Origin of the sequence: Bacillus solitudinis (genome assembly GCF_002797395.1) — a bacterium.
Taxonomy (GTDB): Bacteria; Bacillota; Bacilli; order Bacillales; family Bacillaceae_D; genus Halalkalibacter_A; species Halalkalibacter_A solitudinis.
Genome location: NZ_KZ454943.1, coordinates 2,871,886 through 2,896,366, shown reverse-complemented (window position 1 = coordinate 2,896,366; position 24,481 = coordinate 2,871,886). Strand labels below are relative to the sequence as shown.

Genomic DNA, 24,481 nt, shown 5'->3' with positions numbered 1-24,481 from the left:
ATTCACCCGCTTCCATCCAATATACTCAAAGTAAATCTTTTCTATTTTAGCATACTTCTTTAACAGCTAATAAAATAAGAGGCTACTGAAAAGGGGTTGCTTTCCCATTTTCAGTAGCCTCTATAATAATTTAAGAGCTTTTTATAGCCACTTCGTTTTAATTTTTTTCATTATATAATTTCTGCTGCACCTTCATGGCCAAACGGTGAAAAAAGAAAGCAAGTCCAAGCATAATAAACACGCCTGCGACGATAAAGCCCTTAAATTCAGCAGCCACTCCACTTGTAGGAACAATTAATCCGATAAAAAGAAAGATACTTAATGACAACAAAATGAACCCAAAACGTTTATAATCTGCAACTTTTGTTTGTAAGTCTTGTATAATTTTATTTTCCATATATCTTCCTCCTACTCTCCTATTCATTCTATCATCTTTTCATCAGATTGAATGATGTAATGTTTATAAGAAGAGGAAGACTTTACCGCGTCGATCGGAGCCATTGCCAAATCTCTCTCTGAGGATCAAAAAAGTCGTTTTTTACCTTTTTAGTGCTTCAACCTTACCTCGATTTTAGGATAACGCCTTAAGCATAAGGAGAACTTGTTTGGCAGAATGCACGGAAGCCGTTTCTAAAAATTGATCATAGGACACCTTCGCATCTGAACCAGCAATATCTGATAATGAGCGGATAATGACGAATGGCACGTTAAATTGATGACAGACTTGCGCAATCGCTCCAGCTTCCATTTCAGCGCAAGCAGGTTGTTTAAATTGCGTCTTAAGAACTTCTACTCGCTCATGATCGCTCATAAACGAATCACCAGATAAAACGAGCCCCTTCACCGAAGAAATTCCTACTTTTTTTGCTGCAATTTCCGCGATATCAACTAACTCTTGATTGGGTGTAAAGTAAGCAGGCATTCTCGGCACTTGTCCAAATTCATAACCAAATACAGTCGCGTCGACATCGTTATAGCGCACCTCCGTAGAAATGACGATGTCTCCCACTTTCAAACCTTCTAAAAAACCCCCTGCTGATCCTGTATTAATGATTCGGTCAGGTTGATATAGCTGAATAAGCAATGTAGTCCCAATTGCTGCATTAACTTTTCCAATTCCTGATTTCAATAAAACCACGTCTGTGCCTTCAATCGTACCTTCGTGAAATTCACATCCTGCAATGGTTTTATCATTTGGATTGTCTAGCTTACTTACTAATAATTCCACTTCTTCATCCATCGCACCTATAATTCCAATTCTCATTCTGACGCTAACACCCTTTCAGTTTATCTATTTCCAAGTATACACATCTCTCATTGTAAATTCACTTGTTTTATCCCGTTATCTCCATTATGATAATCTAACTAACGGTTGAAGGAGAGGCTAGAAATGTCCATTTATTTAGAACGGATTGAAGACAAAATTGAATGCTTTGAAGAAACTAGTTTTGAAGCATTAGAGAACAAAATAAACGACCAGATTGATGTAAACAAAGCCCTATTACTTGAGGTTTATCATGTTCAACATCACATTTATCATCATCACAAATCAGGCTATCCTATCTACACAGCTGTCGTCCATTTTAAAGCAAAACGAGCCTAGGTATTAAAAGGCTCGTTAGCGGTAGGGATTTGATTCTAGTTGTTTCTTTTCAACAGGAAGCCAGCCTTGACCATCTACCCATTCAAGTCGAACTTGGTATGGTTGGTCTTGCTGGTTTTTTGCACTTACTGTACCAACTGCACTCGTTGCTGAACCGCCATTTCCTAACCAAAATATAATCATATCATCTTCGCTAAGACCAGTGGCATACTGCAACGCTCGTGTCATTTCATTCCAGTTTACACTATTCTCTGTAAAGTCAGGGGTGAATTCACCGGTTTGTGAGGTTCCAACAGGCTGCCATTGTCCGTCTTCCACAGGTTCCAACCCATTTTCAGTTTCATCCTCATTTAGTTCATCCTCACCTTGTTCCACGTCCTCATCTTGTACAGGCGTCTCTTCGGTAGGAGAGCTTCCTACCTCATCTGAAATTGAGTTTTCATTCTCTGTATTTTCACTCTCTATATTTTCTTCTTCAGGTACTACAGCGACTTCTTCAGACTCCGTCGAACCAAAAAATATCTGAACAGCGAAGAAACCTATTAAAACCACAACAATCCCAATCGCTGTATTTAAGAAACGGTTTAACCGTTTTGACTTTCGGTATTCAAATCGAGTTCCACCCATTTATTCGTTCACTCCTTTTTTCTCTATCCATCCTAATTATACAAAAAGTTTACCAGGAACGCGAATCAGTCTTATTTATCATTTTTTAAGCTATGCCTACTATAAATGATTATATATACTTAGTTTACGTTGAAACCTTTTTTTCCAAACGTTTATACTATAAGTGAAGCATTAAAGCATAGTCCGAAGTTGTGCGTTCACGCTGCCATGCTAATCTTTTAAATACTTTTTTATTCGCTCTATAAAGTATATTTACCAAGGGGGGTTAATAATGGAAGAACGAGGTTGTATTAAGTGTGGTCATACGAAAGCCGAGACAAAGGAAATTGCCACAACTGGAACAGGTCTATCAAAAATGTTTGATATTCAACACAATAAATTTGTCGTTGTTTATTGTACAAATTGTGGCTATTCAGAGTTTTATAATAAACAAGCCTCTACTGCTTCAAACGTTGTTGATTTCTTTTTTGGAGGATAATCAAATTAAACCGCATTCAAAAAAAACTGCTCAAAAAGATGAGCAGTTTTTTCTTTAACGAATTTCTAAAATCTCAACTTCCATTTCTCCGCCTGGTGTGTTGACAACCACTTTATCTTTTACAGAACGTCCAAGTAAGCTTTGCGCCATTGGAGAATCATTTGAAATTTTTCCTTCGGCAGGGTCAGATTCAGCACTACCTACAATCGTATATTCTTCTTCATCCCCGTCAGGTAGCTCAATAAACTTTACTGTCTTTCCTAAAGTAACAACATTTGCAGAACCGACTTCTTCTTCAATCATAACAGCGTTTCGAATCATTTTTTCAAGCTGTGCGATTCGACCTTCAACAAATGCTTGTTCCTCTTTTGCAGAGTCGTACTCAGAATTCTCCGAAAGGTCTCCAAAGCTACGAGCAATTTTTATACGTTCAACGACTTCTTTACGTCGTTCCGTTTTCAAAAACTCTAACTCATCCTCTAGCTTACGTTTTCCATCCATTGTCATATAATGCTTTTTTTCTTCAGCCATTGCCATTCACTCCTCAATATAACTCCAAAATAATTGCCATGTATAGAGAAATTCGATACATATGTAGAAAAAGAAGCAAGGTGTTTAACCTCGCTTTCCTTATGCTATTACAAATTCACGTTCTATTCAATCATTGAGTCGATTTTATTACTAGAAAAAATCAATTTTCTATAATGAACCATCATCTTACTTCTTTTCTCATCATATTCTGCGGAAAAACCTTTTCTTCCACTTTGAATTTGACAATTTGTAACGGGTGACGAGCTGCATCTAATTCATTTCCATCTTCATCCCAAATGGTACCTACTTTTTGAATGAAATTATCTTTTTCCGGTCCAAAGAATTCAACTTCATCGCCGGGCTTGAAATGATTTCTTTGTTGCAGGGTCACAATTTGTGACTCCTCATCATAATCAAGTACGAGGCCTACAAAGTCATATTTTGTCCGTTTAGGGTGATTACCATACATTTGTTCTTCAAATGTCGGTACTTTTTCAAAAAACTGAGGGGCAAAATCACGATTTGCACACTTTTCAAGTTCGTCCAACCATGCTTTATCAATTTGAAAATTATCTGGATCCGCACAATACGCATCAATCACTTTTCGATACACACTAGTAACCGTTGCTACATAGTGAATCGATTTCATGCGACCTTCTACCTTCAAGCTATCAATACCTGCTTCAATCATTTTCGGAATGGCTTGAATTAAATTTAAATCTTTCGGGCTCATCGTATACGAGGCATCTTCCTGATTAAATAATGCTCTCTCACCTTGTTCATTTAACTCAAATAAATCATATTCCCAACGACAGGACTGACAACAGCCCCCACGGTTGGAGTCTCGGGCTGTCATATGATTACTTAACACACATCGACCGGAGTATGAGATACACATAGCTCCATGAACAAACGCTTCAATCTCAATATCAACATTCTTCTTCATTGTAAGCATCTCTTCAAGACCAACCTCACGGGCAAGAACGACTCGGTGAAGTCCTTCCTCTTTCCAAAACTTAACAGCTAACCAGTTACTTAGAGATTGCTGTGTGCTTAAATGAATCTCTAGCTTTGGCGCCGCGGTTTTACAGGTTTCAATAATTAACGGATCAGCGACAATAATACCAGTTACTCCTACTCCTTCAATTGCTTGAAGATATTCCGCTAGTCCGTCCATATTTTCATTATGAGCAAAAATATTAGTTGTCACATAGATTTTCGCGCCGTATTTAGAAGCAAATTCCACACCTTCACGCATTTCTTCAATTGAAAAATTATCAGCACCCGAGCGAAGTCCGAATTCACGACCCCCAATAAACACTGCATCTGCTCCGTAATGTACTGCTATCTTTAGCTTTTCTAGACTTCCAGCAGGAGATAATAATTCAGGTTTTTTTGTAATAACTCGCTTACTATGAGCTTGACGTGCTACTGTTGTTTCCATCATTGTTCCTCCTTCCTAATACACCGTTTCTTTAAAGAAGAAGCCGGTATCAAGCTTACGGTTCTCTGGTTGAATATCTTCAATTTGTTCAATATATTTTTCTTTATTGATTTCATAAGACTCTCGATTTTCCACACATAAATCGATCGCTTCACGGTATAATGCTACTACCTTCTCCATGTATTCAGTTGACTTTAGTATCCCCTCAATTTTAAATGAATTGACTTCAGCATCGATCATATCTTCGAGTTCATCAATTATACACATGTCATTCGGACTCATAATGTGAGTTCCATTTTCGTCTTCGAAAATCGGGTATTTAGCATCACGCTCTGCATCTAATAAGAAAAGGTTTCTATCTTGTCCTGTCCGTTCCACCTCAAGATTCTTACCTTGGAATTGCATATAGTTGCCAATTAATGTTCGTTTTGATTGAAACATATTTGTCATACCATGAATTTGAACCTCAACTTCAACTTCGGCATTTTCTTTTATCTCAACAATCGCGTCCATATTAATTTCTCTAGCAAGAACTGTGCGTTTTGCTCCTTTACGCCCCCAGTAATTAGCCGTAAACCAGTTTGTTCCCGTTGTCTCAGTACTCCAATGAAGCTTCATCGAAGGAGCCATTTCACGTACAGTCATGAGCACAGCTGGATCGCCGAACATAATGGCGTCTACTTTAACTTCCTCTAAGAAACGAACATAGTCAGCAAGTTCCTCAATTTTTTCGTTATGAAAAAGTGCGTTCATTGCGACATACACCTTTTTATCATTAGCATGAGCAAATGATGTTGCCTCTTTGATCTCTTCTCGTGTAAAGTCACCTGCTAAGCGCAAACCATATCGTTGTTCACCAATGACAAAGGCATCTGCACCAGCTTTAGCTAACGTAGCAATTGCCTCCACATCTCTTGGTGTTACAAGTAATTCAGGTTTCTTCATAGGATCACCCTTATCCCTTCTTAATACTAATAGCTAAACCATCCCCAACTGGAAGAATTCTCGTTTCATAATTAGGATGTGTCATTAGCCATTGATTATATGTTTGAAGCTTTTTTGCCAAGCTTCTTAAACGTTTGTTTTCAATATTGTCTTGGGCTACTAGCCCTCTAAATAATACATTATCCGAAAAGATTACTCCACCTGGGCCTATTTTCTTGCTATATAAATCAAAAAAACGCTGGTATTGACCTTTAGCAGCATCAATAAATAATACATCAAATAGGGGGGGCTCTTCAAGTTTTTCAGCTAAATCAAGTGCATCTCCAAATAAAATCGTAATTCTTTTAGAAAACCCTAAACTATTTATGTTTGTATTGGCGACGTTAAAGCGTTCCTCGTCCCGCTCAATGGTTACAATCTCTGTTTTTGGTAAGGCCTCTGCCATTCTAATTGCTGAATAACCTATGGCTGTACCAATTTCAAGAATCCTTTTAGGCTGAATTAATTTTAATTGTTGAAGTAAACTTTCCATTCCGACTAAATCCATAATTGGTACTTCGTTTTCTTTAGCATACGCCTCAATCTCTTCTATCTGCTTTCCCCTTGTAGGAACTAATCGTTTTAAATAGTCTTCTACTTGAACATCTAACATTCGACAAATGCCCCCTTCTGTGATAAAGAAGAGGGAATGTGCACACGACACATCCCCTACTATCATTATCACTCTTGCGCTTCTTCTTGCTTCTGGCCTTCAACCCATTCTTCTCGATACATTCGCAGTGTACGGTTATGCTCTTCAAACGTCTCATTATAAATTACTTCACCGTTATAACGAGCATAGAAAAACAGATAATCCTCTCTTTGAGGTCGCACAGCTGCTTGAATGGCATCTTTACCAGGATTGGCTATCGGTCCAATGGGGATACCAACAATCCGATACGTATTATATGGTGAATCAATTTCTAAGTCTTCATACGTCGTCATATAGCGATGCTCTCCGAGTGCATAAGCCACAGTTGGGTCAACTTGCAACATCATCCCTCGATCAAGACGGTTGTATAGAACACCACTAATCAAATAACGATCCTCTGAAGTCTGAGCTTCTCTTTCAATAATGGATGCTAGTGTCATGATTTCATGAACTGTATACCCACTCTCTTCAATTTCTGAAGCTAGTTCATCAACAATTGACTGTGTACGAGTAAGCATTGATTCAATGATGACCTCAATTGCAGGATTTGCATCTATAAAATCATACCTAGCTGGAAATAAATAACCTTCGAGTGCATATCGAATACCCTCATTTAAAATTTCCTCTGACAACATAGGATACATTTCAATTAAACTTTCAATGTATTCCTGATCCGTTAAAATTGCCATTATATCTTCTTCTGAATGGCTTGTCTCTTTTTCAATGACCGTTACAACATCTTCTAACCATCTTCCTTCAGAAATCGTAAATATGAGCTCAGCCTCTTGCAGAATTCGACCTTCTTTTAATTCTATAATCATTTCATCCATTGTCATTGATGGTGATAAAGCATAATCTCCTGCTTGAAAACCTGATTCATTCTTATAACGAACATAATATCGAAACAGCGTCCCATTCCGAATCAAATCAGCCTCTTCCAAAATTTTTCCGATTGAACTTGAAGATGAGCCTATCGGGATTGTAACCTCGACCAACTCTTCACTTTCGACGTCCATAGGACCTAAAGCATTTTTAATATAATTATAGCCAGTTATTGCTAATATCCCGCCTAAAATGACGATAAAAAGCACACAAAAAAAGACGATTTTACGAACAACCTTCGCCTGTGAAACTCTTTCTTCTAATAATGGATTTCTTGGTTTTTCCTTAGAATCAGACATTTTTCTCCTCCTTACACCGTACCATTATACTACATTTTTGGAGGTTGTCAGCAGGAAAAACAGAAAAAAGCCAGCCTTCATACAGAAGCTGGCCCTTGTTCACGTTATTCTTCTACTTCTTCTTCCTCGTCTTCTTCGGAAAATGTATTTAACATCTCTTCAACAATTTCCCATTCTTCATCTGTTTCAACAGGGAACAAGGCTATGTCATTTTCTTCATCTTTACGGTCTTCATAACGAAATGCAAAAACTTCAACATCCTCGTCTTCGTCTTCGCCTTCTAGGTCACCTACTGGCGTGACCAAAATGTATGAATTCCCTGTTTCATCAACAGTGAACTTGAATAATTCGTCAAATAAATGTTCGTCGCCATTTTCATCAGGAATAACAATGCGCTCTTTTTCTTCTTGTGCCATGTATCGCACCTCTTTTTTAAAATTAGTTTCCTTTGTGGTCAAGATATCCTTGCAAAATTAAGACAGCTGCCATTTTGTCTATAACTTTCTTTCTTTTTTTACGACTAACATCAGCCGAAATTAGCATACGCTCAGCAGCGACTGTCGTTAATCTTTCATCCCACATTTTTATTTCGGATGAAACGTATTCTTTTAGCTTGTCCGCAAATGCTTGACAACTTTCACCGCTTGGGCCAATTGTTCCATTCATATTTTTGGGTAAACCGACAATAATCGTTTCAACCTCATACTCACGAACAATCCTTGCCACTGACTCAAAATCACTTTCAGGCTCATCTTCCTGCCTTCTTACTGTTTCCAAACCTTGCGCTGTCCATCCAAGCTCATCACTTAAAGCCACACCAATCGTTTTCGTTCCTACATCTAATCCAAGTATCCTCATTTATTCTCCTGTACGGTGCTGTGATAAATAAGATTTAACTAACTGTTCAATGAGTTCATCTCTCTCAAGCTTCCGAATAAGCGAACGAGCATCCTTATGACGTGGAATATATGCTGGATCCCCTGATAGCAAATAGCCAACTATTTGGTTAATTGGATTATAGCCTTTTTCTTCAAGAGCCTCATACACGGAAAGTAATACCTCATGGACATCAACATCGACCGAGTCATCGTGAAAATTAAATTGCATCGTTTTGTCCATAGAGCTCATCACGAACACCTCTTTCTTACATCTTTTTACAACGTTTTTTCTACTTCCATTGTACACCATAAGTCTAAAATTAGGAAATCGTATTTACGTATTCCTTCACATAAGCAAGAGCTTCTTCCAGTTGGTCTGGGTTTTTCCCTCCAGCTTGTGCCATGTCTGGGCGACCACCACCGCCGCCTCCACAACGTGTTGCTACTTCTTTTACAAGTTTCCCTGCATGATACCCTTGACTAATTAAATCCTTTGTCACACCCGCAACAAGGTTTACCTTGTCTCCTGAAACCGATCCAAGAACAATCACTCCTGAATCTAAATCTTGTTTTAGCTTATCAACAATTGATCTAAGGCTATCCATATCACCTGCATTTACTTGCTTTGATAGGACACGAACACCACCAATTTCTATTGCTTCATCAACAAGATTTCCAGCTTCCATGTTGCCCACTTTTGCTGTTAATGATTCATTTTCACGTTGAAGTTCTCGAATTTGCTGTTGCAGTCCCTCAATCCGAGTTGGAACATCCTTCACATTTTTCGCTTTAACAAGAGAAGCTGTATCTTTAAGCAAATCAATTTGACTGCTCATAAATTCATAGGCCCCTCTACCAGTTACTGCTTCAATCCGTCTCACTCCTGCTCCAATTCCAGATTCTGAAACGACTTTAAAAAGCCCAATCTCAGCTGTGTTATGAACATGACAACCACCACAAAGCTCTAGGCTATAATCTCCCACTTTGACAACACGAACTGTTTCTCCATATTTCTCCCCGAAAAGAGCCATCGCTCCCATTGCTTTTGCTTCATCTAATTTTTTAACAGCGATATCGACAGGCAACGTGTTCCAAACCTTTTCATTTACAATTGCTTCGACCCTTGCTAGCTCCTCCACCGTTACTTGACCAAAGTGAGAAAAGTCAAAGCGCAGACGCTCTTCCGAGACGAGTGATCCTGCTTGGTTGACGTGTTCGCCAAGCACATCTTTTAATGCTTGATGAAGAAGATGTGTTGCGGTATGGTTTTTCACGATACCAACACGTTCAGTTTCTTCAACGATAGCCGTAATGGTCATGCCTTGTTTTAATAAGCCTTCTCTTATAACAGCCGAGTGAAGGTGTTGACCATTTGGCGCCTTCTTAACACCTGTAACTTCAACGAGGAGCCCTTCACCACGAATGACACCAGTATCGGCAACTTGGCCACCACTCTCTGCATAGAAAGGCGTTTCACTTAAAATAAGCTGAATTTCTGCACCTGCTTCAACTTCATCTATTTGCTGTTTATCATGAATGATAAATTCAACCGTTCCTTCAGTTACTAGCTTTTCGTAACCTACAAACGTACTTTTTACTGTTATCGTTCCAAGGAGTTCATCCTGTACTTGCATCGACCCAGATTCTTGGCGAGCTGAACGAGCACGCGTCCGTTGGCCCTCCATTTCAATTTCAAAACCTTCACGGTCGATCGTTAAACCTTTTTCTTCAACATACTCTTCTGTTAAGTCGACAGGAAAGCCATAAGTATCATACAAACGGAATACATCGGTCCCATCAATAATCTTTTTGTTACTTTCCTGGGCTTCATTTAGAATCTTAGCAAGAATGCTTAACCCTTCATGGAGCGTTTCATGGAAACGTTCTTCTTCATTCTTTATAACTTTCTGAACGAATTCTGTTTTCTCTTTCACTTCGGGATAGAAATCAACCATGATTTCACCTACGACTGGTACAAGCTCATACATAAATGGACGATCAATATTAATTAATTTTGCATAGCGCACGGCACGACGAAGCAAACGGCGCAAAACATACCCGCGTCCTTCGTTTGAAGGTAATGCCCCATCTGCAACCGCAAACGTTACCGTACGGACATGATCAGCAATGACTTTAAATGAAACGTCATTTTCATTGTTATCTCCATAGTTAATTGTTGAAAGTAGTTCAGTTGCTTTAATAATAGGCATAAATAAATCTGTTTCAAAGTTTGTAGGAACATCCTGGATGACAGAAACCATCCGCTCAAGCCCCATCCCTGTATCAATATTTTTCTTCGGGAGAGGAGTGTAAGTATTATCAGGATTATGGTTAAATTGCGAAAACACAAGATTCCACACTTCCAAATAACGATCGTTCTCCCCACCAGGATATAGTTCGGGATCTGATACATCATTCCCATAATCTGGGCCACGGTCATAAAAAATTTCCGTATTTGGTCCACTAGGTCCTTCTCCAATATCCCAGAAGTTTCCTTCAAGGCGAATGATGCGTTCCTCAGGGATGCCAATTTTTTTATGCCAATAATCATATGCTTCCATGTCTTCAGGATGAACCGTTACCGACAACTTGTCCGCTTCAAATCCAATCCATTTTTCACTCGTTAAAAATTCCCACGCCCATTCGATTGCTTCTTCTTTAAAATAATCACCTATCGAAAAATTTCCGAGCATTTCAAAAAATGTGTGATGGCGTGCCGTTTTACCAACATTCTCTATATCATTTGTTCGAATTGATTTTTGAGCATTGGTAATACGAGGGTTTTCAGGAATCACACGGCCATCAAAGTATTTTTTTAACGTGGCCACCCCACTATTAATCCAAAGAAGTGTTGGGTCCTCATGTGGAACAAGAGATGCACTCGGTTCGACATCATGCCCCTTTTCCTTAAAGAAGTCCAAATACATTTGACGTACTTCTGCTGATGTTAGCTTTTTCATCATTTAATCCCCTTTATCATATTTATGTAAACACAAAAAAACCCCATCCCAGAAGGGACGAGAGTTATCATCACGCGGTACCACCCTAATTATGGATTCTGCATCCATCGCTTCATAGCCTTAACGCGGCAAACGACAGGTTTTCACCTGCACTCTGGAGTAGCTTTCTGTAACCCTTCACTAGTACTCCTTCCAGCCAATGGGAGTCCTTCTCTGTAAGTGGTCTGTCACATACTCATTCCGTCTACGTTTTTTTCTATTCTGAAACTGCCCTTTCTATTATAAAAATCCAACGTTTAAATGTCAATGTTTCATCAAATGAAAGCGAAGATGTAGCAAGGTCACTTTCAAAATGGCGAGGATAGGTACTGCGAGTAGTAAACCAAGAACACCTCCAACTTCAACCCCCGCTAGCAAAGCAAGGATAATAAGCATTGGATGCAGATGCAACGTCTTTCCAACGATAAGTGGCGAAAGAACATTCCCTTCTACTTGTTGAATGACAAATATAAGGGCCATCGTTAAAAGTCCTAATTGCCACGAATCAAGAAAAGCAACAATCACTGCAGGAACTGCCCCTATGAATGGTCCAAAGTATGGAATTAAATCAGTAGCAGCGATAAATAAACCAAGAATGATGGGATATGGCACATTTAGTAGCCATAATCCTGTGATGGAAATAACCCCAACAGATAATGCCACTAACAATTGGCCCCGGATGTACCGACCAAAAGTCACATCAACATCTTTAATATAAAGCTTTAATGGTCGTCTCCAAGACCTTGGTGTCAAATACCATGCGGACCTTTCAATTAATTCAAAGTCCTTTAAGAAAAAGAAGATTAAAAAAGGAATAACAATGAAAGCAAGCATGGATTGCAATAAAATGACCATGATTCGTTCCAATTGATCAAGCGCATTCACACTATGCATTTCTATCTGTTTTGACCAGCCTTGAAAATGCTCTTGAATAGGATACGGAAGCGATTTTATTTGTTCTTCTGCTTGAACAGCCATTTGTTCAAGGCCTTTTATCTGTTCGGGAAAATCAACCATTGCGCGTTGAATTTGGGCAATTAAAACAGGTACACCAATCATTGCTCCAAAGGTAAATAGTGCCATAATCCCAATAAATATAAACAATATTGCAAGAGGGCGTGGCATATTTCGATGATGTAACTCTTCAACAAGAGGATGAAGCAAATATGAAAATAACGCGGCTATCCCAATTGGAATTAACAGCGCTTTAACAACTTGAAAGAAAGGTAAAAACAGCGGTGAAAGCTGCAAAAGCATAAACCCAATTAGGAGGATTAGCAAGATGAGAATAAGCCGAATAAGCCACTTATGCTGTAAATCTTTTTCCATCTACTCACCTCCCTTAATAGGTTGCTCGGTTTAATAAAAAATATTGCATACCTTTCTTCAAATTATTGCAAGCTTTCGCAACTTAGCTCATATATCTTATTGAAGAGAAAAATAAGGAGGCTATATGAATGAGTCGTTATCCCGAAACAGCCTGGTTTGAACATCAATTTTGGTTGCAAGTACTCGGCGACCATGCCCGGATGATTCACGAAGCATTAGCACCAAATGAAGAAGAATATATAAAGAAAGCCGAGGCATTTATTAGTATTTTTGACAAGCTTTTAGCCGTTGCCCGTTTAAATCCAACCGGGACCAAATTAGCTGAATTGAATCGACTCGCTTTTAAGCAAGCGCAGCACATTCGAGATTATAAGCTTGAAATAATTAAAGAACATCTTGTTGGTAATATTTCTATTCAATTACCTCCTACGTTTATCAATCACATGGTTAATGAGGTGGAGGAGTACTTAAGAATTCTGCCTTATTTAATTGAAGAGACATCTCCTCCTCCTTGTCACCCCTTGCATCATCATTTAGTATGGTTGCTTGACGCGGCTGGTCATGCCGGAGGAATTAATGACTCGCTTGACTTAGTCGAAAAAAAATTCACAAAAAAAAGTGAATACTTTATCAAAACCTTTGAGCAGTTTTATATCAAGGCAGTTGAAATGGCTGGTTATTTACGGGCAAATGTTGAAAAGTTTCCAGCGCTTTCACGTTTTAACGAAGATGTTAAGCTCGAAATCGTTTTATTTAAAGCATTCTTAGACGAATTAGAAGAGTTAGAGATGACCAATAAGTTACTAGGGACCCTCTCGACCTTGATGGCCGACCATATGGCTAGGGAGGAGTGTTATTATTTAATGAAGCTTGCTGAGTCTTCTGAACTTGATATGCCCGACTGCAATCCAATAAGTCCCAGACCTGAATAATTGAACGGTACCAGCATTAGAAGGAAGGAGAGAGGATGCTGTAAGTTTTTAAGTCCTCTACAAGCGCTCTTCTGTTAACAAGCTTTCTATCTTCAAAAAAAAACCGACCAAAAAAAACTGGTCGGTTTTAATGACTTATCTAAACATTCGAGCTTGCTGTTGTACAAATCGGTTCACTTTTCGTTTGGTACGCTGACTACTCATTGAATAAGCAGCTGCTCCAATACCAATTGCTACTAGTGAAGTCATAGTTTTCCTCATTGATGTCACCACCTATTAGTTTGGTTTACATCTCAACTTGAAGGTCCTGTTCCTCAAACAAATCATCTAGAGAACTTAACGAACCATCTTCCTCCACTTGGTGCAAAGAGAGTTTTCCTTGTAAAAGACTCATCTCGACAAAGCAATTCCAACAATAGTACTGATTCGTACCAATTTTTCCTATGTCTTTGTTTTGGCAATTTGGGCAACGCATGATAAAGGCCTCCTTCTATATTGACAGGATGGCTCTATCCTCTCCAACCGTCAGTTCACCTTTAGACTTTATAACTTTACGTCCTTCGACGATATCGGCGAGTAATCCATCTGTCACTTCATACCCTATAATCGTCCCCAATTCCTCAGAAAAATATACATCTTCTACCAATCCAATTTTTTCACCCTCCGTTGTTAACAACGGCTTTCCTTGTACTCGTTTCTTCCCGAGCTTTAAGGGATGAACATTTGTACTTTTTTCATACGGTTGTAGCTTTGCATTTGAATCTATCATGAGCCCATCATGACCAAAACTCGACACGGAAGATAGTGGAAGAAACAAGTGATGATTAAACCACCCTTTTTGGTCAATAACGAAACCAGTTACATATCGACCAGTAAACAGCAGATCGAGTACATGGCCGCATTCATTTCCCGACGATAGGTTGATGATAGGAAGACCTTCAATCGTTGAAAATGTCCGCAAAGTGATCGCCACCTCTCCGAACATTTATAGTTTGCATCGTCCCTGTTACTTTATGTTGGTTGACCATTTCCATTTTCATTTTGGTCATGGTTCTCGTCTGGATTTTCACTTAAAAGGGGCAATGTCATCAGCTTTTCTGTTAATTTTGAATGACGGATGATTTCCTCATTTTTAGATACAGCTGTATGGATAGCCTGAACTTCACCACATAGCAAAAGAAATTGTTTGGCGCGGGTAATTCCTGTATAAATTAAATTTCTTCTTAGCATGCGTGCGTAATTTCTAACAATCGGCATCACAACAATCGGAAATTCACTCCCTTGGGATTTATGAATAGAGCAACAATAGGCCAAAGTAATTTGATTTAAGTCTTTTTTATTATAGACCACTTCTGTGCCTTCAAACGAGATAACGACTTGATCTTGGCGTTCTTCATTTTCCTTTGCATAAAAAATAGCAACGATTTCTCCACGATCACCATTATACACATGTTCTTCTGGGTTATTCATTAACTGTAGCACCATATCACCAGTTCGATAGATGGCATCTCCAAATAGAAGCTCACGTCGTTGCTCAGAAGGTGGGTTAAATAAACGCTGAAGCATCGTATTTAACTCCGTAATACCCGCATTCCCTTTATACATTGGTGCCAATACTTGCAGCTCTCTCGCTGTATAACCTTTTTTCATTGCATTTTCACAAATTTGCCAAACAACATCCTGTACCTGCTCCGCCCCGCATGAAAAGAAGCGACGATCAGACTGGGCCTTTGTTAAATCTTCAGGAAGCTTTCCTTCTTTCATTTCATGTGCGAGTTCAATAATCGATGATCCTTCCGCTTGACGGTAAATATCGATAAGTGGCACAACAGGTACGACCTTTGAGTCTAATAAATCTCGAAGGACTTGTCCTGGACCGACGGAAGGAAGTTGATGTTGATCGCCAACAAAAACAACCTGCATTCCTTTCGGGACCGCTTTTAACAGTTGGTTAGCAAGCCAAATATCAACCATCGATACTTCATCTACAATCAACAACTCACCTTGCAACGGCTCATATTCACTTTTTTCAAAGCCACCACTTCCACCTTTCCACCCAAGGAGACGGTGAATGGTCGTTGCCGGAAGACCTGTTGCCTCACTCATACGCTTGGCCGCTCGTCCTGTAGGAGCAACAAGCAAAATTGGAAAAGGCTTGCTTCTCGTATACGCTCTCTGATCAAGGGAGAGGCCGTGTAACCGAGCATATGATTCAACGATTCCTTTAATAACGGTAGTCTTTCCCGTTCCTGGACCTCCAGTTAAAATCATAAAGGGTGATGACAGAGCTGTTTGAATGGCATCCTTTTGCGATGGTGCATATTCAATAGAGAAAGTTTCCTCAAGCTCACCAATCGTTTTTAAGAACTCAGCTTCTGGAAATTCATCCTTCACTTCATCACTTAACAGTCGACAAATGCTTGATACCAAGCCCTTTTCAGCAAAGTATAAGGACTTAATATACACACGTTCTTCCTCGATGACAATCGTCCCTTCTTCATCCATATGATGAATTTGTTCAACGACTTCTTCCCTTTCGATGACTACATCAGGTGAAGATAATAACTGCTGTACATGAGGAATCAACTCCAAATTCTCTATATAAACATGTCCATCTTGCATACATAATTCATTAATTAAAAACAAGCAACCTGCCTTTATTCTCTCTGGATGATTTCCAGTAAGCCCGATAGCTCCCCCTAATTGGTCGGCTCTCCGAAAACCAATTCCCTCTACGTCAACAATAAGCTGATAGGGGTTTGAGTTTAAAATCTCGAGCGCATGTGCCTTATACGTTTGATAAACCTTCATTGATAACTCGAGGCCAAACCCATAGTTTGACAAGACCATTAAGACTTGTTCAACTCCTTGCTGGTCAATCAGTTGCTGATAGAGCATATCTGCTTTTTCCTTAGAAAGCTTTGGCACCAACTTCAAGACTGAACGGTCCTCGACTATCCGGGTAATTGCCCGTTCTCCAAGAGTTTCTACAATGGTTTCGGCCGTCTTTTTTCCGACACCCGGAAAGCGATCACTTGCTAAATATAGAATAATCCCTTGCTTTGTTTGTGGTAAGTCCCGCCGGAATTGCTCAATCTGATATTGTTTTCCAAAGCGTGGGTGATCAATAAATTGCCCAAAGAAGACAAACGTCTCCTCCGGTTCTAACTGAGGTAATACCCCGACAATTGTTACTTTCTTTTCTTTGAAATCCTCATTTGTTTTTCGAATTCGAATAACAGCTACTGTATAATAATTTTCTTCGTTTCTAAAAACAATATGAAGAACTTCACCTTTTATATAACCACGCTCAATAGTAGGACTACCCTCATGCTCTATTTGTTCAACGCTCATTTTATATCACCCTTAGTTCAAGGCTTGTTCAATCGTTTGTTTTCCGTTAGCGGCTAGAGCATGATCAGGCTGAATATGAAGGGCTTGCTTAAATGCCGCTAGGGCTTCAGCCAATTTTTCCTGATAAGCATAGCCAACTCCTAAATTAAAAAAGGCATCTGCATGATTTTCCTCTTCAGCTACGACTCGCTCAAGCTGCAAGACAGCCTCGTCAACTTGCTCGAGCTGAGCTAGGCAAAGCGCATATTGAAATCTTGCGTCAACATCCGCTTCATTTAACTCTATCGCACGCAGGAACGTTGCTTGAGCATGTGGTAGAGCACCGAGTTGGTAATAGCTCATGCCAAGCATAAAATAAACGTCGGCTTCCACTAGGTTTTTCTCCAACGCTTGCTTAAACATTTTTGTCGCTTCCTCAAATTGGTCTTGCTTGTAATAAACCGTACCTGCACCATAATACGCCGTAGCTGCATGTTCATTTAATCCAATCGCTTTATCAAAAAAAGTAAGTGCCTTTTCAAACTCACCGACTATTCCAAGTAAAGTGCCGAAATTAATGTAACCTGTTTCATCTTTTGGATCCTTTTCAATCGCTGCATTAAAAGCCTTGGCAGCTTCTTCATACTTCCCTTCATTCATGTAGGTAATGCCTTGCTCATTATCGTTCAAGTTTCCTGCCTCCTATTAAAAGATTCTTATCTAAAATCATACCACGTTTCGCTTTCAAAGTTATCGTATGATTACAGAAAAAAAACAGGAAAATGCCTCACTCGGCATTTCCCCACTTCTTAATCACATAATCAATTGTGCCACCACCAAGACAAACATCGCCTTCGTAAAGAACAATGGCTTGTCCAGGAGTTACAGCTCTTTGTCTTTCATGAAAGAAAACTCGCATCGTTCCATCTTCTTTAGGATAAACAGTTACTTCCTGGTCAGACTGACGATATCTTAATTTTGCTAGACACCGAAATTCTTCTTCAATAGGTTTTGGCGAAATCCAATTCATTCCAATGGCATCAAGCCCTTCAGAGTAGAGACCTTCATGATGGTACCCTTGTCCAACGATAAGAACATTTCGCTCCAAATCTTTTCCTATTACAAACCAAGGCTCTCCTGCTCCACCAATTCCTAACCCTTGCCGTTGCCCTAAAGTATAATACATTAAGCCATCGTGCGTACCCTTCACTTCGCCTTCTACCGTTTCCATGTTCCCTGGTTGAGCCGGTAAAAACTCGCTCAAAAATTCTTTGAAATTCCTTTCGCCAATAAAACAAATTCCTGTGCTATCCTTTTTCGTGGCTGTGGCCAAATTAGCTTCTACAGCTCTTTCACGTACTTCCTTTTTGGGCAGGTGTCCAATTGGAAACATTGTTTTTGACAACTGCTGCTGAGTTAGAGCATTTAAGAAATACGTTTGGTCCTTATTATCATCGACACCACGCAAAAGTTTAATTTCACCTTCTATCTCTTCCACTCGCGCATAATGTCCTGTTGCTACATAATCTGCACCGAGCGTTAGTGCATGGTTTAAAAATGCTTTAAATTTAATTTCCTTATTACACATCACATCAGGGTTTGGTGTTCTTCCTGCTTTATACTCTTCTAAAAAATACGTAAACACTTTGTCCCAATACTGCTTTTCAAAATTAACTGCGTAGTAGGGAATCCCAATTTGATTGCACACCCGAATAACATCCTCGTAATCTTCTGTCGCAGTGCAAAACCCTGATTCATCGGTATCATCCCAGTTTTTCATAAATATCCCGATCACATCATAGCCTTGCTCTTTTAAAAGCAAAGCTGTAACTGACGAATCAACACCACCTGACATTCCAACGACGACACGTGTTTCTTCAGGACGTTTATTCATGCTTTTCACCATCCTTCACTCTAGCTATTCAATAAACGCTGTATTCTGCTGGAGTCTCTTTACTATCTTTGCCGTTTCTTTGGCGGCACGTTCAATTTGTTCGATTGTATTATTTATCCCAAAACTAAATCGAATTGCTGACTCAACCCGTTCATTTTCATCTCCAAACATCGCCACAAGGACATGGGACGGTTCAATCGCTCCCGCTGTACATGCAGACCCACTAGACGCAGCAATACCTGCTAAATCTAAATTCATAAGCAATGATTCAATATTCACTCCAGGAAAACTAACATTTAAAATGTGGGGAAGCCGTTTATGTTGATGACCATTCACAAAAAAAGTAAGGTTTTCCCTTGAAAATGCATCAAAAAAAAGGCACGAGTACGTTACGTACGCCTCTTCCTTCGCCCCTAGATTTCCTGCTGTAAGGTCTATAGCTTTAGCAAAACCGACTGCAGCCGCAACATTCTCAGTCCCTGCTCTTCTTTTGCGCTCTTGCTCACCACCAAATAGGGTAGGTTTTAATGTGATTCCATCACGCACATAGAGAAGTCCTATTCCTTTAGGCCCATTAATTTTATGGGCTGAAATTGATAGAAGATCGACCGCTAACTCATCCATTTTTAATGGAACCAGTCCATACGCCTGAACAGCGTCAGTGTGAAAAACAGCAGGATGGTTTTTCAAAAGCTCAGCAATTTCTTGAATTGGCTGAATTGTACCTACCTCATTGTTACCATACATAATTGTAACGAGTATGGTTTCATCACGAAGGGCTTGTTCTATGTCATTAATTGATACGCTACCTGTCTCATCTACTGGTAGGTACGTAACCTCAAATCCTTGTTCCTCAAGGTGTTGACATGTATGCAACACAGCATGATGTTCAATAGCTGTGGTAATAATATGGTTGCCCTTATCTTTATGTGCTAATGCATAACCCAAAATCGCTAGGTTGTCTGCTTCAGTCCCACCACTTGTAAAAATAAGCGATTGAGGTTTTGTATGCAGGTGCTTTGCAATTACATCTCTGGCCTGATCCAGTGCTTGCCTTGCCTGTCTTCCGACTTGGTGGATGCTCGAGGGATTCCCGTAAACTTCACCGAAATATGGCATCATTTCAGCAATAACATCAGGATGAGTTGGGGACGTAGCCGCATGATCTACATAAATTATTTCCATGCTTCTCACCTTTTCCATCAATTCATTTACTTCGTATAGCATGAAGACTATTTTAAACGGAACCATTGAAAGAGTCAAAGATAGGGTTCCCTAAATCTTTTATTTCAGCAATGGTTCCGTAAACAATCACAATGAATTACCACTTCTTAGATATAGAACATAAAGAACTCTTGATCACCTTCATCTTCAAAGTTAGCCATATCCTCTAAGGTTGTATTATCGAGTACATCTTTAACTGCGTCCCGAATCTTTATCCATAATGCACGTTTGGCTGGTTCTTCATCTTCCATTACCTCAACGGGACTTATCGGTCCTTCTAATACACGAATAATATCACCAGTTGTAATTTCACTTGCTTCTTTCGCAAGCATATAGCCACCATATGCTCCGCGAACACTTTTGACCAGCATTGCATTTCGAAGTGGTGCAATGAGCTGCTCTAAATAATGCTCAGATAATTTGTATTCTTTAGCAATAGATTTTAAAGAAACTGGTCCTTCACCTGCTCTTTTTGCTAATGCCATCATAATCGTTAACCCGTATCGACCCTTTGTTGAGATTTTCATATATTTCCCTTCTTTCCAAAATAAAATCGACCAATCGCTGACAATGCGGAATGGAAAAGCCAACCACCGTACCAATACCAAAACAGAACATAAGTGTTCCGATAAAAATTGGTCCTCCTAAATACCATCCAATCAAAAGGACAAGAACCTCCATCATACTTCGTACCCACTGCACCTTCCAGCCTGTACGTTTTGTTAGAGCAAGCATTAATATATCTCTTGGTCCTGCCCCACATTTTGGTGCAATATATAAACCGATCCCGTACCCAATGACAAGTATACCGATAATGAGAAATGTCCATCTTCCCATTAAACTATCAGGGGTTGGCATCATCCACAAAAAAATATCAATAAATACTCCTAAAAAAATCATATTTAAAAAAGCCCCGAGCTTTGGCCATTCCCTCGTTAAAAAGAATGTGAGCATAAGGACTAGAAATCCAATTAATATCGACCACGTTCCTACAGTCAATCCAAAGTGTAAGGTTAAGCCAATATGCAGCACATCCCAAGGAGCACTTCCGAGTTCTGCACGAATCATAAACGCGAAACCAAGCGCCATGACCATCAGTCCCATGGTGAAAATCATCCACCTGTATATGTTAAGCCGTTTCATATGTTTAAATTCCTTTCATAATTCCTTGCTATTATAGCATGAATTTCTACCCGAATGGTATGAATTAAACAAAAAATGGGAACCATTGGCTTTTAATCCTCAATCTATTACACTAAGCATACACACACTACGAGATGGAGTTGAGCGTATGCGAAAGCAACCATTAGCATATCGAATGCGACCTACACAAATTGAAGACGTTATCGGTCAAGAGCATTTACTTGGTGAAGGAAAGCTTCTGCGCCGGATGATTGATGTTCGGCAGCTTTCTTCGATGATTTTATACGGCCCACCTGGAATCGGGAAAACTTCAATTGCCAGAGCAATTGCGGGAAGCACGGATACGCCATTTAAAATGCTAAATGCAGTCGTCAATAATAAAAAGGATATGGAAATAGCGGTTGAGGAAGCTAAAATGTATGGACAATTAATTTTAATTCTCGATGAAGTCCATCGATTGGATAAAGGCAAACAAGATTTTCTTCTGCCATATTTAGAAAAAGGACTTTTAATCTTAATAGGAGCAACAACAGCAAACCCTTTTCATTCTATTAATCCGGCAATCCGAAGTCGCAGTCAAATTTTCGAATTAGAACGATTGAATGAAACCGACATTGAAAAAGCCTTACGTCGTGCTTTATTAGATACGAAACATGGGTACGGAAACGAAAACATTTCTATTTCCGATGAAGCTATTCAACATCTTGCATTTGCCTGCGGTGGTGATGTTAGAGCAGCATTAAATGGGTTAGAACTAGCCGTTCTCTCAACCTTTCCTACTAATGGAGTTAAAACAATTACACTAGCATCCGCAGAGTCCTGTATACAAAAGAAGAGCTTTCAGCATGATAAAGACGGGGATGCTCACTACGATGTTCTCTCCGCATTTCAAAAATCAATTCGAGGCAGTGACGTCGATGCGGCTCTTCACTATCTTGCCAGGTTAATTGAAGCCGGAGATTTAGTTAGTATTAACCGCAGACTTCTTGTAATAGCCTATGAAGATATAGGACTAGCAAGCCCTCAGGCAGGTGCTAGAACCCTAGCAGCTATTGAAGCCTCCGAGCGCCTTGGATTTCCAGAAGCACGCATTCCGCTTTCGAATGTCGTTGTAGAACTCTGCTTGTCGCCTAAATCAAACTCTGCCTATAAAGCAATTGATGCAGCTTTAACTGATATTCGAAGTGGAAAAATTGGGGAAGTACCACAGCATTTAAAAGATGCTCATTATCAAGGAGCAAAACAACTTGGCCGTGGTCTTTCATATAAATATCCGCATGATTATGAGCACGGTTGGATAAAGCAGCAATATTTACCGAACAGTTTAAAAGATAAACACTATTTCGAACCTAAGCGCACTGGGAAATTTGAACAGGCATTAGCAGAAGTCTATGAAAAACTTCAAAAAGAAATACATTAACTAATTCTTTAAAAAAAGAAGAGGTGCATTTTTTAGACACCTTCTTCTTTTTTCAAACAAATCTTTAACGTTACCATGGAAAGACATTTCCCTGATAATCAAGAAAAACAGGACCGTCGACATCACCTTGATACGTTTTAATAAGTTTGCTAATTGATTCAGCCGATTGGCTTGGAGCAAGAGGGGCCTTTTCACCTCCCATATCCGTGTGCATCCAACCTGGGTGAATAGCTAGCACTTTAATTCCTTGAGGTTTGACATAGTTTTGCAGTATCACACTTTGCATATTTAATGCAGATTTCGACATGCAATAATCAAATTCATTATCACGCTTACATGTTTCTATGCTGCCTGCTTCTGATGAAATATTTACAAACATTTTATTTTGGCCTTTTTCTACAAAAGGGATAAAATTCTTCGCTACTCTCAACGGACCCAGTGTATTGATATTATAAGATTGGATTGCTACCTCAAGACTTACATCTTCTAAATTATTATTTGTTTCTGGAAAGCGTGAAGCTGCATTATTAATAATAATGTCTAATTTACCAGAATAATTTTTTATTTCAGCAGCTGCATGAATAACAGAGTGATCATCGGAAATATCCATGATTATTGGAAGCAAACTTTCCTGATAACTGTGCTTTAATCTTTCAATATTCTCATTTATCTTTCGTATTCCCGCAAAAACGATGTATCCTTCATTTAGATACCTTTCTGTAAATGCTAAACCGAGCCCCCTGCTTGCTCCGGTAATTAATATGGTTTTATTCATCTTATCCCCTCGCTTCAGGTGGTTTCTACTTCATAACGCTACTTTCACCTAAGATTGAGATCCTTGAGATATATGTATTAATTAAATATCCACATGGAGTTTCCTGAATTTATTATATCATCAGCAGGCCCAGGTCACTAATATCTTTTCAACATTCGTTACTCAAATTTCTATCCCTAAATTAATTATAAGTATGAATGTTTACTCTAAATGCTAATCTACAAATTTCAGGTTTGAGTTTATAACTATATTAGAATTAACTAGATTAAAACATATTTTGCTTTTTAAATTAAATTAGCTTAAAAAACAAAAAATTTCTATCATACTTGTATGCAATCTCCTCATTTTGGAAAGAGTAGTTATAACACAACACTTTTAAAATATGAGGAGATGAATGAAAATGAAAATTAGACAGGATGCATGGTCTCATGAGGATGATGTATTATTAGCAGAAACGGTAATAAAACATATTTGCGAAGGTAGTACACAATTAAGAGCTTTTGATGAAGTTGGTGACGAATTAAATCGTACATCTGCGGCTTGTGGCTTTCGGTGGAATGCCGTCGTGCGTCAACGTTATACAAGACAAATTGCTGAAGCAAAAAAGGAAAGAAAAGAAAGAAAGCGAGCTGCCTCTATTAGCTATTATACGCCAAATAAACCTCTATGGACGACACCAATGATCGCACAACCAAAACGTCCAAGCCTACAGATGGAAGCAGCGTCTGAACTATCAATTGATAATGTGATTCAATATTTGCAGTCCCTTTCTCAAGACGGACAGTCACAAACACGTATCCAAAGAGAGAATGAAACTCTTCTAAAGGAAAACATGGAGCTGTTGACTAGAAATCGTGAACTAGAAAGCGAGTTACAAAAAATAAAGCAAGACAATAGCATCATTGAAGAAGATTACCAGTCTCTTATTCAAATTATGAATCGGGCTAGACGAATGGCGATTTTGGAAGATGAAGAGCCTTTATCTAATGCCGCCTTCAAAATGGACAAAAATGGAAATCTTGAAAAAATTGCAAAATAAAAGAAGGTCAGACTT

At 39.1% G+C, this 24,481-nt stretch carries 28 protein-coding genes and 1 other annotated feature; of the genes, 5 read left to right on the top strand and 23 right to left on the bottom strand.

Translation table 11 applies throughout. The features are described 5' to 3' along the window. Positions 1-157 precede the first annotated feature (157 nt). Together CEF19_RS14050 and mtnN are read right to left on the bottom strand one after the other, a co-directional pair. Positions 158-397 carry a YrhC family protein gene (locus CEF19_RS14050; protein WP_100406627.1) on the bottom strand — a complete coding sequence of 80 codons (240 nt, stop codon included), beginning with the start codon at positions 395-397 and terminating at the stop codon, positions 158-160. A gap of 174 nt (positions 398-571) precedes the next feature. Then, positions 572-1,264 (bottom strand): 5'-methylthioadenosine/S-adenosylhomocysteine nucleosidase, encoded by a 693-nt coding sequence (gene mtnN, locus CEF19_RS14045; protein ID WP_100406626.1) that lies wholly within the window; start codon positions 1,262-1,264, stop codon positions 572-574. Between the two features lie 126 nt (positions 1,265-1,390). Between mtnN and CEF19_RS14040 the strand changes: the two genes are divergently transcribed. Next, positions 1,391-1,603, top strand: coding sequence for a DUF2536 family protein (locus CEF19_RS14040; protein ID WP_100406625.1), 213 nt, complete (start codon positions 1,391-1,393; stop codon positions 1,601-1,603). A gap of 15 nt (positions 1,604-1,618) precedes the next feature. On the opposite strand, the gene CEF19_RS14035 is transcribed toward CEF19_RS14040, so the two are convergent. Next, positions 1,619-2,230: a DUF1510 family protein gene (locus CEF19_RS14035; protein ID WP_100406624.1), complete on the bottom strand. Its 612-nt coding sequence runs from the start codon at positions 2,228-2,230 to the stop codon at positions 1,619-1,621. A 271-nt stretch (positions 2,231-2,501) separates the two neighbouring features. Between CEF19_RS14035 and CEF19_RS14030 the strand changes: the two genes are divergently transcribed. Further along, positions 2,502-2,708: a zinc ribbon domain-containing protein gene (locus CEF19_RS14030; RefSeq protein WP_100406623.1), complete on the top strand. Its 207-nt coding sequence runs from the start codon at positions 2,502-2,504 to the stop codon at positions 2,706-2,708. Between the two features lie 54 nt (positions 2,709-2,762). On the opposite strand, the gene greA is transcribed toward CEF19_RS14030, so the two are convergent. From greA to CEF19_RS13980, 10 genes are all read right to left on the bottom strand, one after another. Next, complete coding sequence (gene greA / locus CEF19_RS14025; protein ID WP_100406622.1) at positions 2,763-3,239, bottom strand: transcription elongation factor GreA; 477 nt, start codon at positions 3,237-3,239, stop codon at positions 2,763-2,765. A 181-nt stretch (positions 3,240-3,420) separates the two neighbouring features. After that, positions 3,421-4,686, bottom strand: a complete 1,266-nt coding sequence (locus tag CEF19_RS14020; RefSeq protein ID WP_406565360.1) for a peptidase U32 family protein — start codon at positions 4,684-4,686, stop codon at positions 3,421-3,423. A 12-nt stretch (positions 4,687-4,698) separates the two neighbouring features. After that, positions 4,699-5,628 (bottom strand): peptidase U32 family protein, encoded by a 930-nt coding sequence (locus CEF19_RS14015; RefSeq protein WP_100406620.1) that lies wholly within the window; start codon positions 5,626-5,628, stop codon positions 4,699-4,701. 10 nt (positions 5,629-5,638) lie between these two features. Next, complete coding sequence (locus CEF19_RS14010) at positions 5,639-6,280, bottom strand: O-methyltransferase (protein WP_100406619.1); 642 nt, start codon at positions 6,278-6,280, stop codon at positions 5,639-5,641. A 68-nt stretch (positions 6,281-6,348) separates the two neighbouring features. Beyond that, positions 6,349-7,500: an endolytic transglycosylase MltG gene (gene mltG, locus CEF19_RS14005; protein WP_100406618.1), complete on the bottom strand. Its 1,152-nt coding sequence runs from the start codon at positions 7,498-7,500 to the stop codon at positions 6,349-6,351. Positions 7,501-7,604: 104 nt separating this feature from the next. Further along, the gene (locus CEF19_RS14000) at positions 7,605-7,916 is read right to left on the bottom strand and encodes a DUF1292 domain-containing protein (RefSeq protein WP_100406617.1); all 312 of its coding nucleotides are present in this window, start codon (positions 7,914-7,916) and stop codon (positions 7,605-7,607) included. Positions 7,917-7,938: 22 nt separating this feature from the next. Beyond that, on the bottom strand, positions 7,939-8,358 hold the full coding sequence (gene ruvX / locus CEF19_RS13995) for a Holliday junction resolvase RuvX (protein WP_100406616.1): 420 nt from the start codon (positions 8,356-8,358) through the stop codon (positions 7,939-7,941). Continuing rightward, positions 8,359-8,628, bottom strand: a complete 270-nt coding sequence (locus tag CEF19_RS13990; RefSeq protein WP_100406615.1) for an IreB family regulatory phosphoprotein — start codon at positions 8,626-8,628, stop codon at positions 8,359-8,361. It abuts the gene before it with no gap. A 70-nt stretch (positions 8,629-8,698) separates the two neighbouring features. Further along, positions 8,699-11,338 (bottom strand): alanine--tRNA ligase, encoded by a 2,640-nt coding sequence (gene alaS, locus CEF19_RS13985; protein ID WP_100406614.1) that lies wholly within the window; start codon positions 11,336-11,338, stop codon positions 8,699-8,701. A gap of 50 nt (positions 11,339-11,388) precedes the next feature. Beyond that, positions 11,389-11,594, bottom strand: a binding site (T-box leader). Between the two features lie 47 nt (positions 11,595-11,641). Next, complete coding sequence (locus CEF19_RS13980; protein ID WP_100406613.1) at positions 11,642-12,706, bottom strand: AI-2E family transporter; 1,065 nt, start codon at positions 12,704-12,706, stop codon at positions 11,642-11,644. A 128-nt stretch (positions 12,707-12,834) separates the two neighbouring features. On the opposite strand from CEF19_RS13980, the gene CEF19_RS13975 reads away from it, so the two are divergent. Beyond that, positions 12,835-13,638: a DUF2935 domain-containing protein gene (locus tag CEF19_RS13975; RefSeq protein ID WP_100406612.1), complete on the top strand. Its 804-nt coding sequence runs from the start codon at positions 12,835-12,837 to the stop codon at positions 13,636-13,638. Positions 13,639-13,773: 135 nt separating this feature from the next. On the opposite strand, the gene CEF19_RS13970 is transcribed toward CEF19_RS13975, so the two are convergent. From CEF19_RS13970 to CEF19_RS13930, 9 genes are all read right to left on the bottom strand, one after another. Continuing rightward, complete coding sequence (locus CEF19_RS13970) at positions 13,774-13,899, bottom strand: DUF3918 family protein (protein ID WP_100406611.1); 126 nt, start codon at positions 13,897-13,899, stop codon at positions 13,774-13,776. A 25-nt stretch (positions 13,900-13,924) separates the two neighbouring features. Beyond that, positions 13,925-14,113: a hypothetical protein gene (locus tag CEF19_RS13965; RefSeq protein ID WP_100406610.1), complete on the bottom strand. Its 189-nt coding sequence runs from the start codon at positions 14,111-14,113 to the stop codon at positions 13,925-13,927. Positions 14,114-14,128: 15 nt separating this feature from the next. Continuing rightward, the gene (locus CEF19_RS13960) at positions 14,129-14,599 is read right to left on the bottom strand and encodes a PRC-barrel domain-containing protein (protein WP_100406609.1); all 471 of its coding nucleotides are present in this window, start codon (positions 14,597-14,599) and stop codon (positions 14,129-14,131) included. Between the two features lie 50 nt (positions 14,600-14,649). Continuing rightward, a complete protein-coding gene (gene recD2 / locus CEF19_RS13955; protein ID WP_100406608.1) occupies positions 14,650-16,992 on the bottom strand; it encodes an SF1B family DNA helicase RecD2 in 2,343 nt (780 codons plus the stop codon). Positions 16,993-17,004: 12 nt separating this feature from the next. After that, on the bottom strand, positions 17,005-17,661 hold the full coding sequence (locus CEF19_RS13950) for a tetratricopeptide repeat protein (protein ID WP_100406607.1): 657 nt from the start codon (positions 17,659-17,661) through the stop codon (positions 17,005-17,007). Between the two features lie 97 nt (positions 17,662-17,758). After that, positions 17,759-18,865, bottom strand: a complete 1,107-nt coding sequence (gene mnmA / locus CEF19_RS13945) for a tRNA 2-thiouridine(34) synthase MnmA (RefSeq protein WP_100406606.1) — start codon at positions 18,863-18,865, stop codon at positions 17,759-17,761. Between the two features lie 24 nt (positions 18,866-18,889). After that, positions 18,890-20,050: a cysteine desulfurase family protein gene (locus tag CEF19_RS13940; RefSeq protein WP_100406605.1), complete on the bottom strand. Its 1,161-nt coding sequence runs from the start codon at positions 20,048-20,050 to the stop codon at positions 18,890-18,892. Between the two features lie 146 nt (positions 20,051-20,196). Continuing rightward, positions 20,197-20,616, bottom strand: coding sequence for a cysteine metabolism transcriptional regulator CymR (gene cymR / locus CEF19_RS13935; RefSeq protein WP_100406604.1), 420 nt, complete (start codon positions 20,614-20,616; stop codon positions 20,197-20,199). Beyond that, positions 20,549-21,232 carry a YczE/YyaS/YitT family protein gene (locus tag CEF19_RS13930; RefSeq protein ID WP_100406603.1) on the bottom strand — a complete coding sequence of 228 codons (684 nt, stop codon included), beginning with the start codon at positions 21,230-21,232 and terminating at the stop codon, positions 20,549-20,551. The genes cymR and CEF19_RS13930 overlap by 68 nt, the downstream gene beginning before the upstream one ends. Positions 21,233-21,380: 148 nt before the next feature. Between CEF19_RS13930 and CEF19_RS13925 the strand changes: the two genes are divergently transcribed. Then, the gene (locus CEF19_RS13925; RefSeq protein WP_100406602.1) at positions 21,381-22,652 is read left to right on the top strand and encodes a replication-associated recombination protein A; all 1,272 of its coding nucleotides are present in this window, start codon (positions 21,381-21,383) and stop codon (positions 22,650-22,652) included. Between the two features lie 70 nt (positions 22,653-22,722). On the opposite strand, the gene CEF19_RS13920 is transcribed toward CEF19_RS13925, so the two are convergent. Next, positions 22,723-23,427, bottom strand: coding sequence for an SDR family NAD(P)-dependent oxidoreductase (locus tag CEF19_RS13920; RefSeq protein WP_100406601.1), 705 nt, complete (start codon positions 23,425-23,427; stop codon positions 22,723-22,725). A gap of 400 nt (positions 23,428-23,827) precedes the next feature. Between CEF19_RS13920 and CEF19_RS13915 the strand changes: the two genes are divergently transcribed. After that, positions 23,828-24,466: an RsfA family transcriptional regulator gene (locus CEF19_RS13915; protein ID WP_100406600.1), complete on the top strand. Its 639-nt coding sequence runs from the start codon at positions 23,828-23,830 to the stop codon at positions 24,464-24,466. Positions 24,467-24,481: the final 15 nt, after the last annotated feature.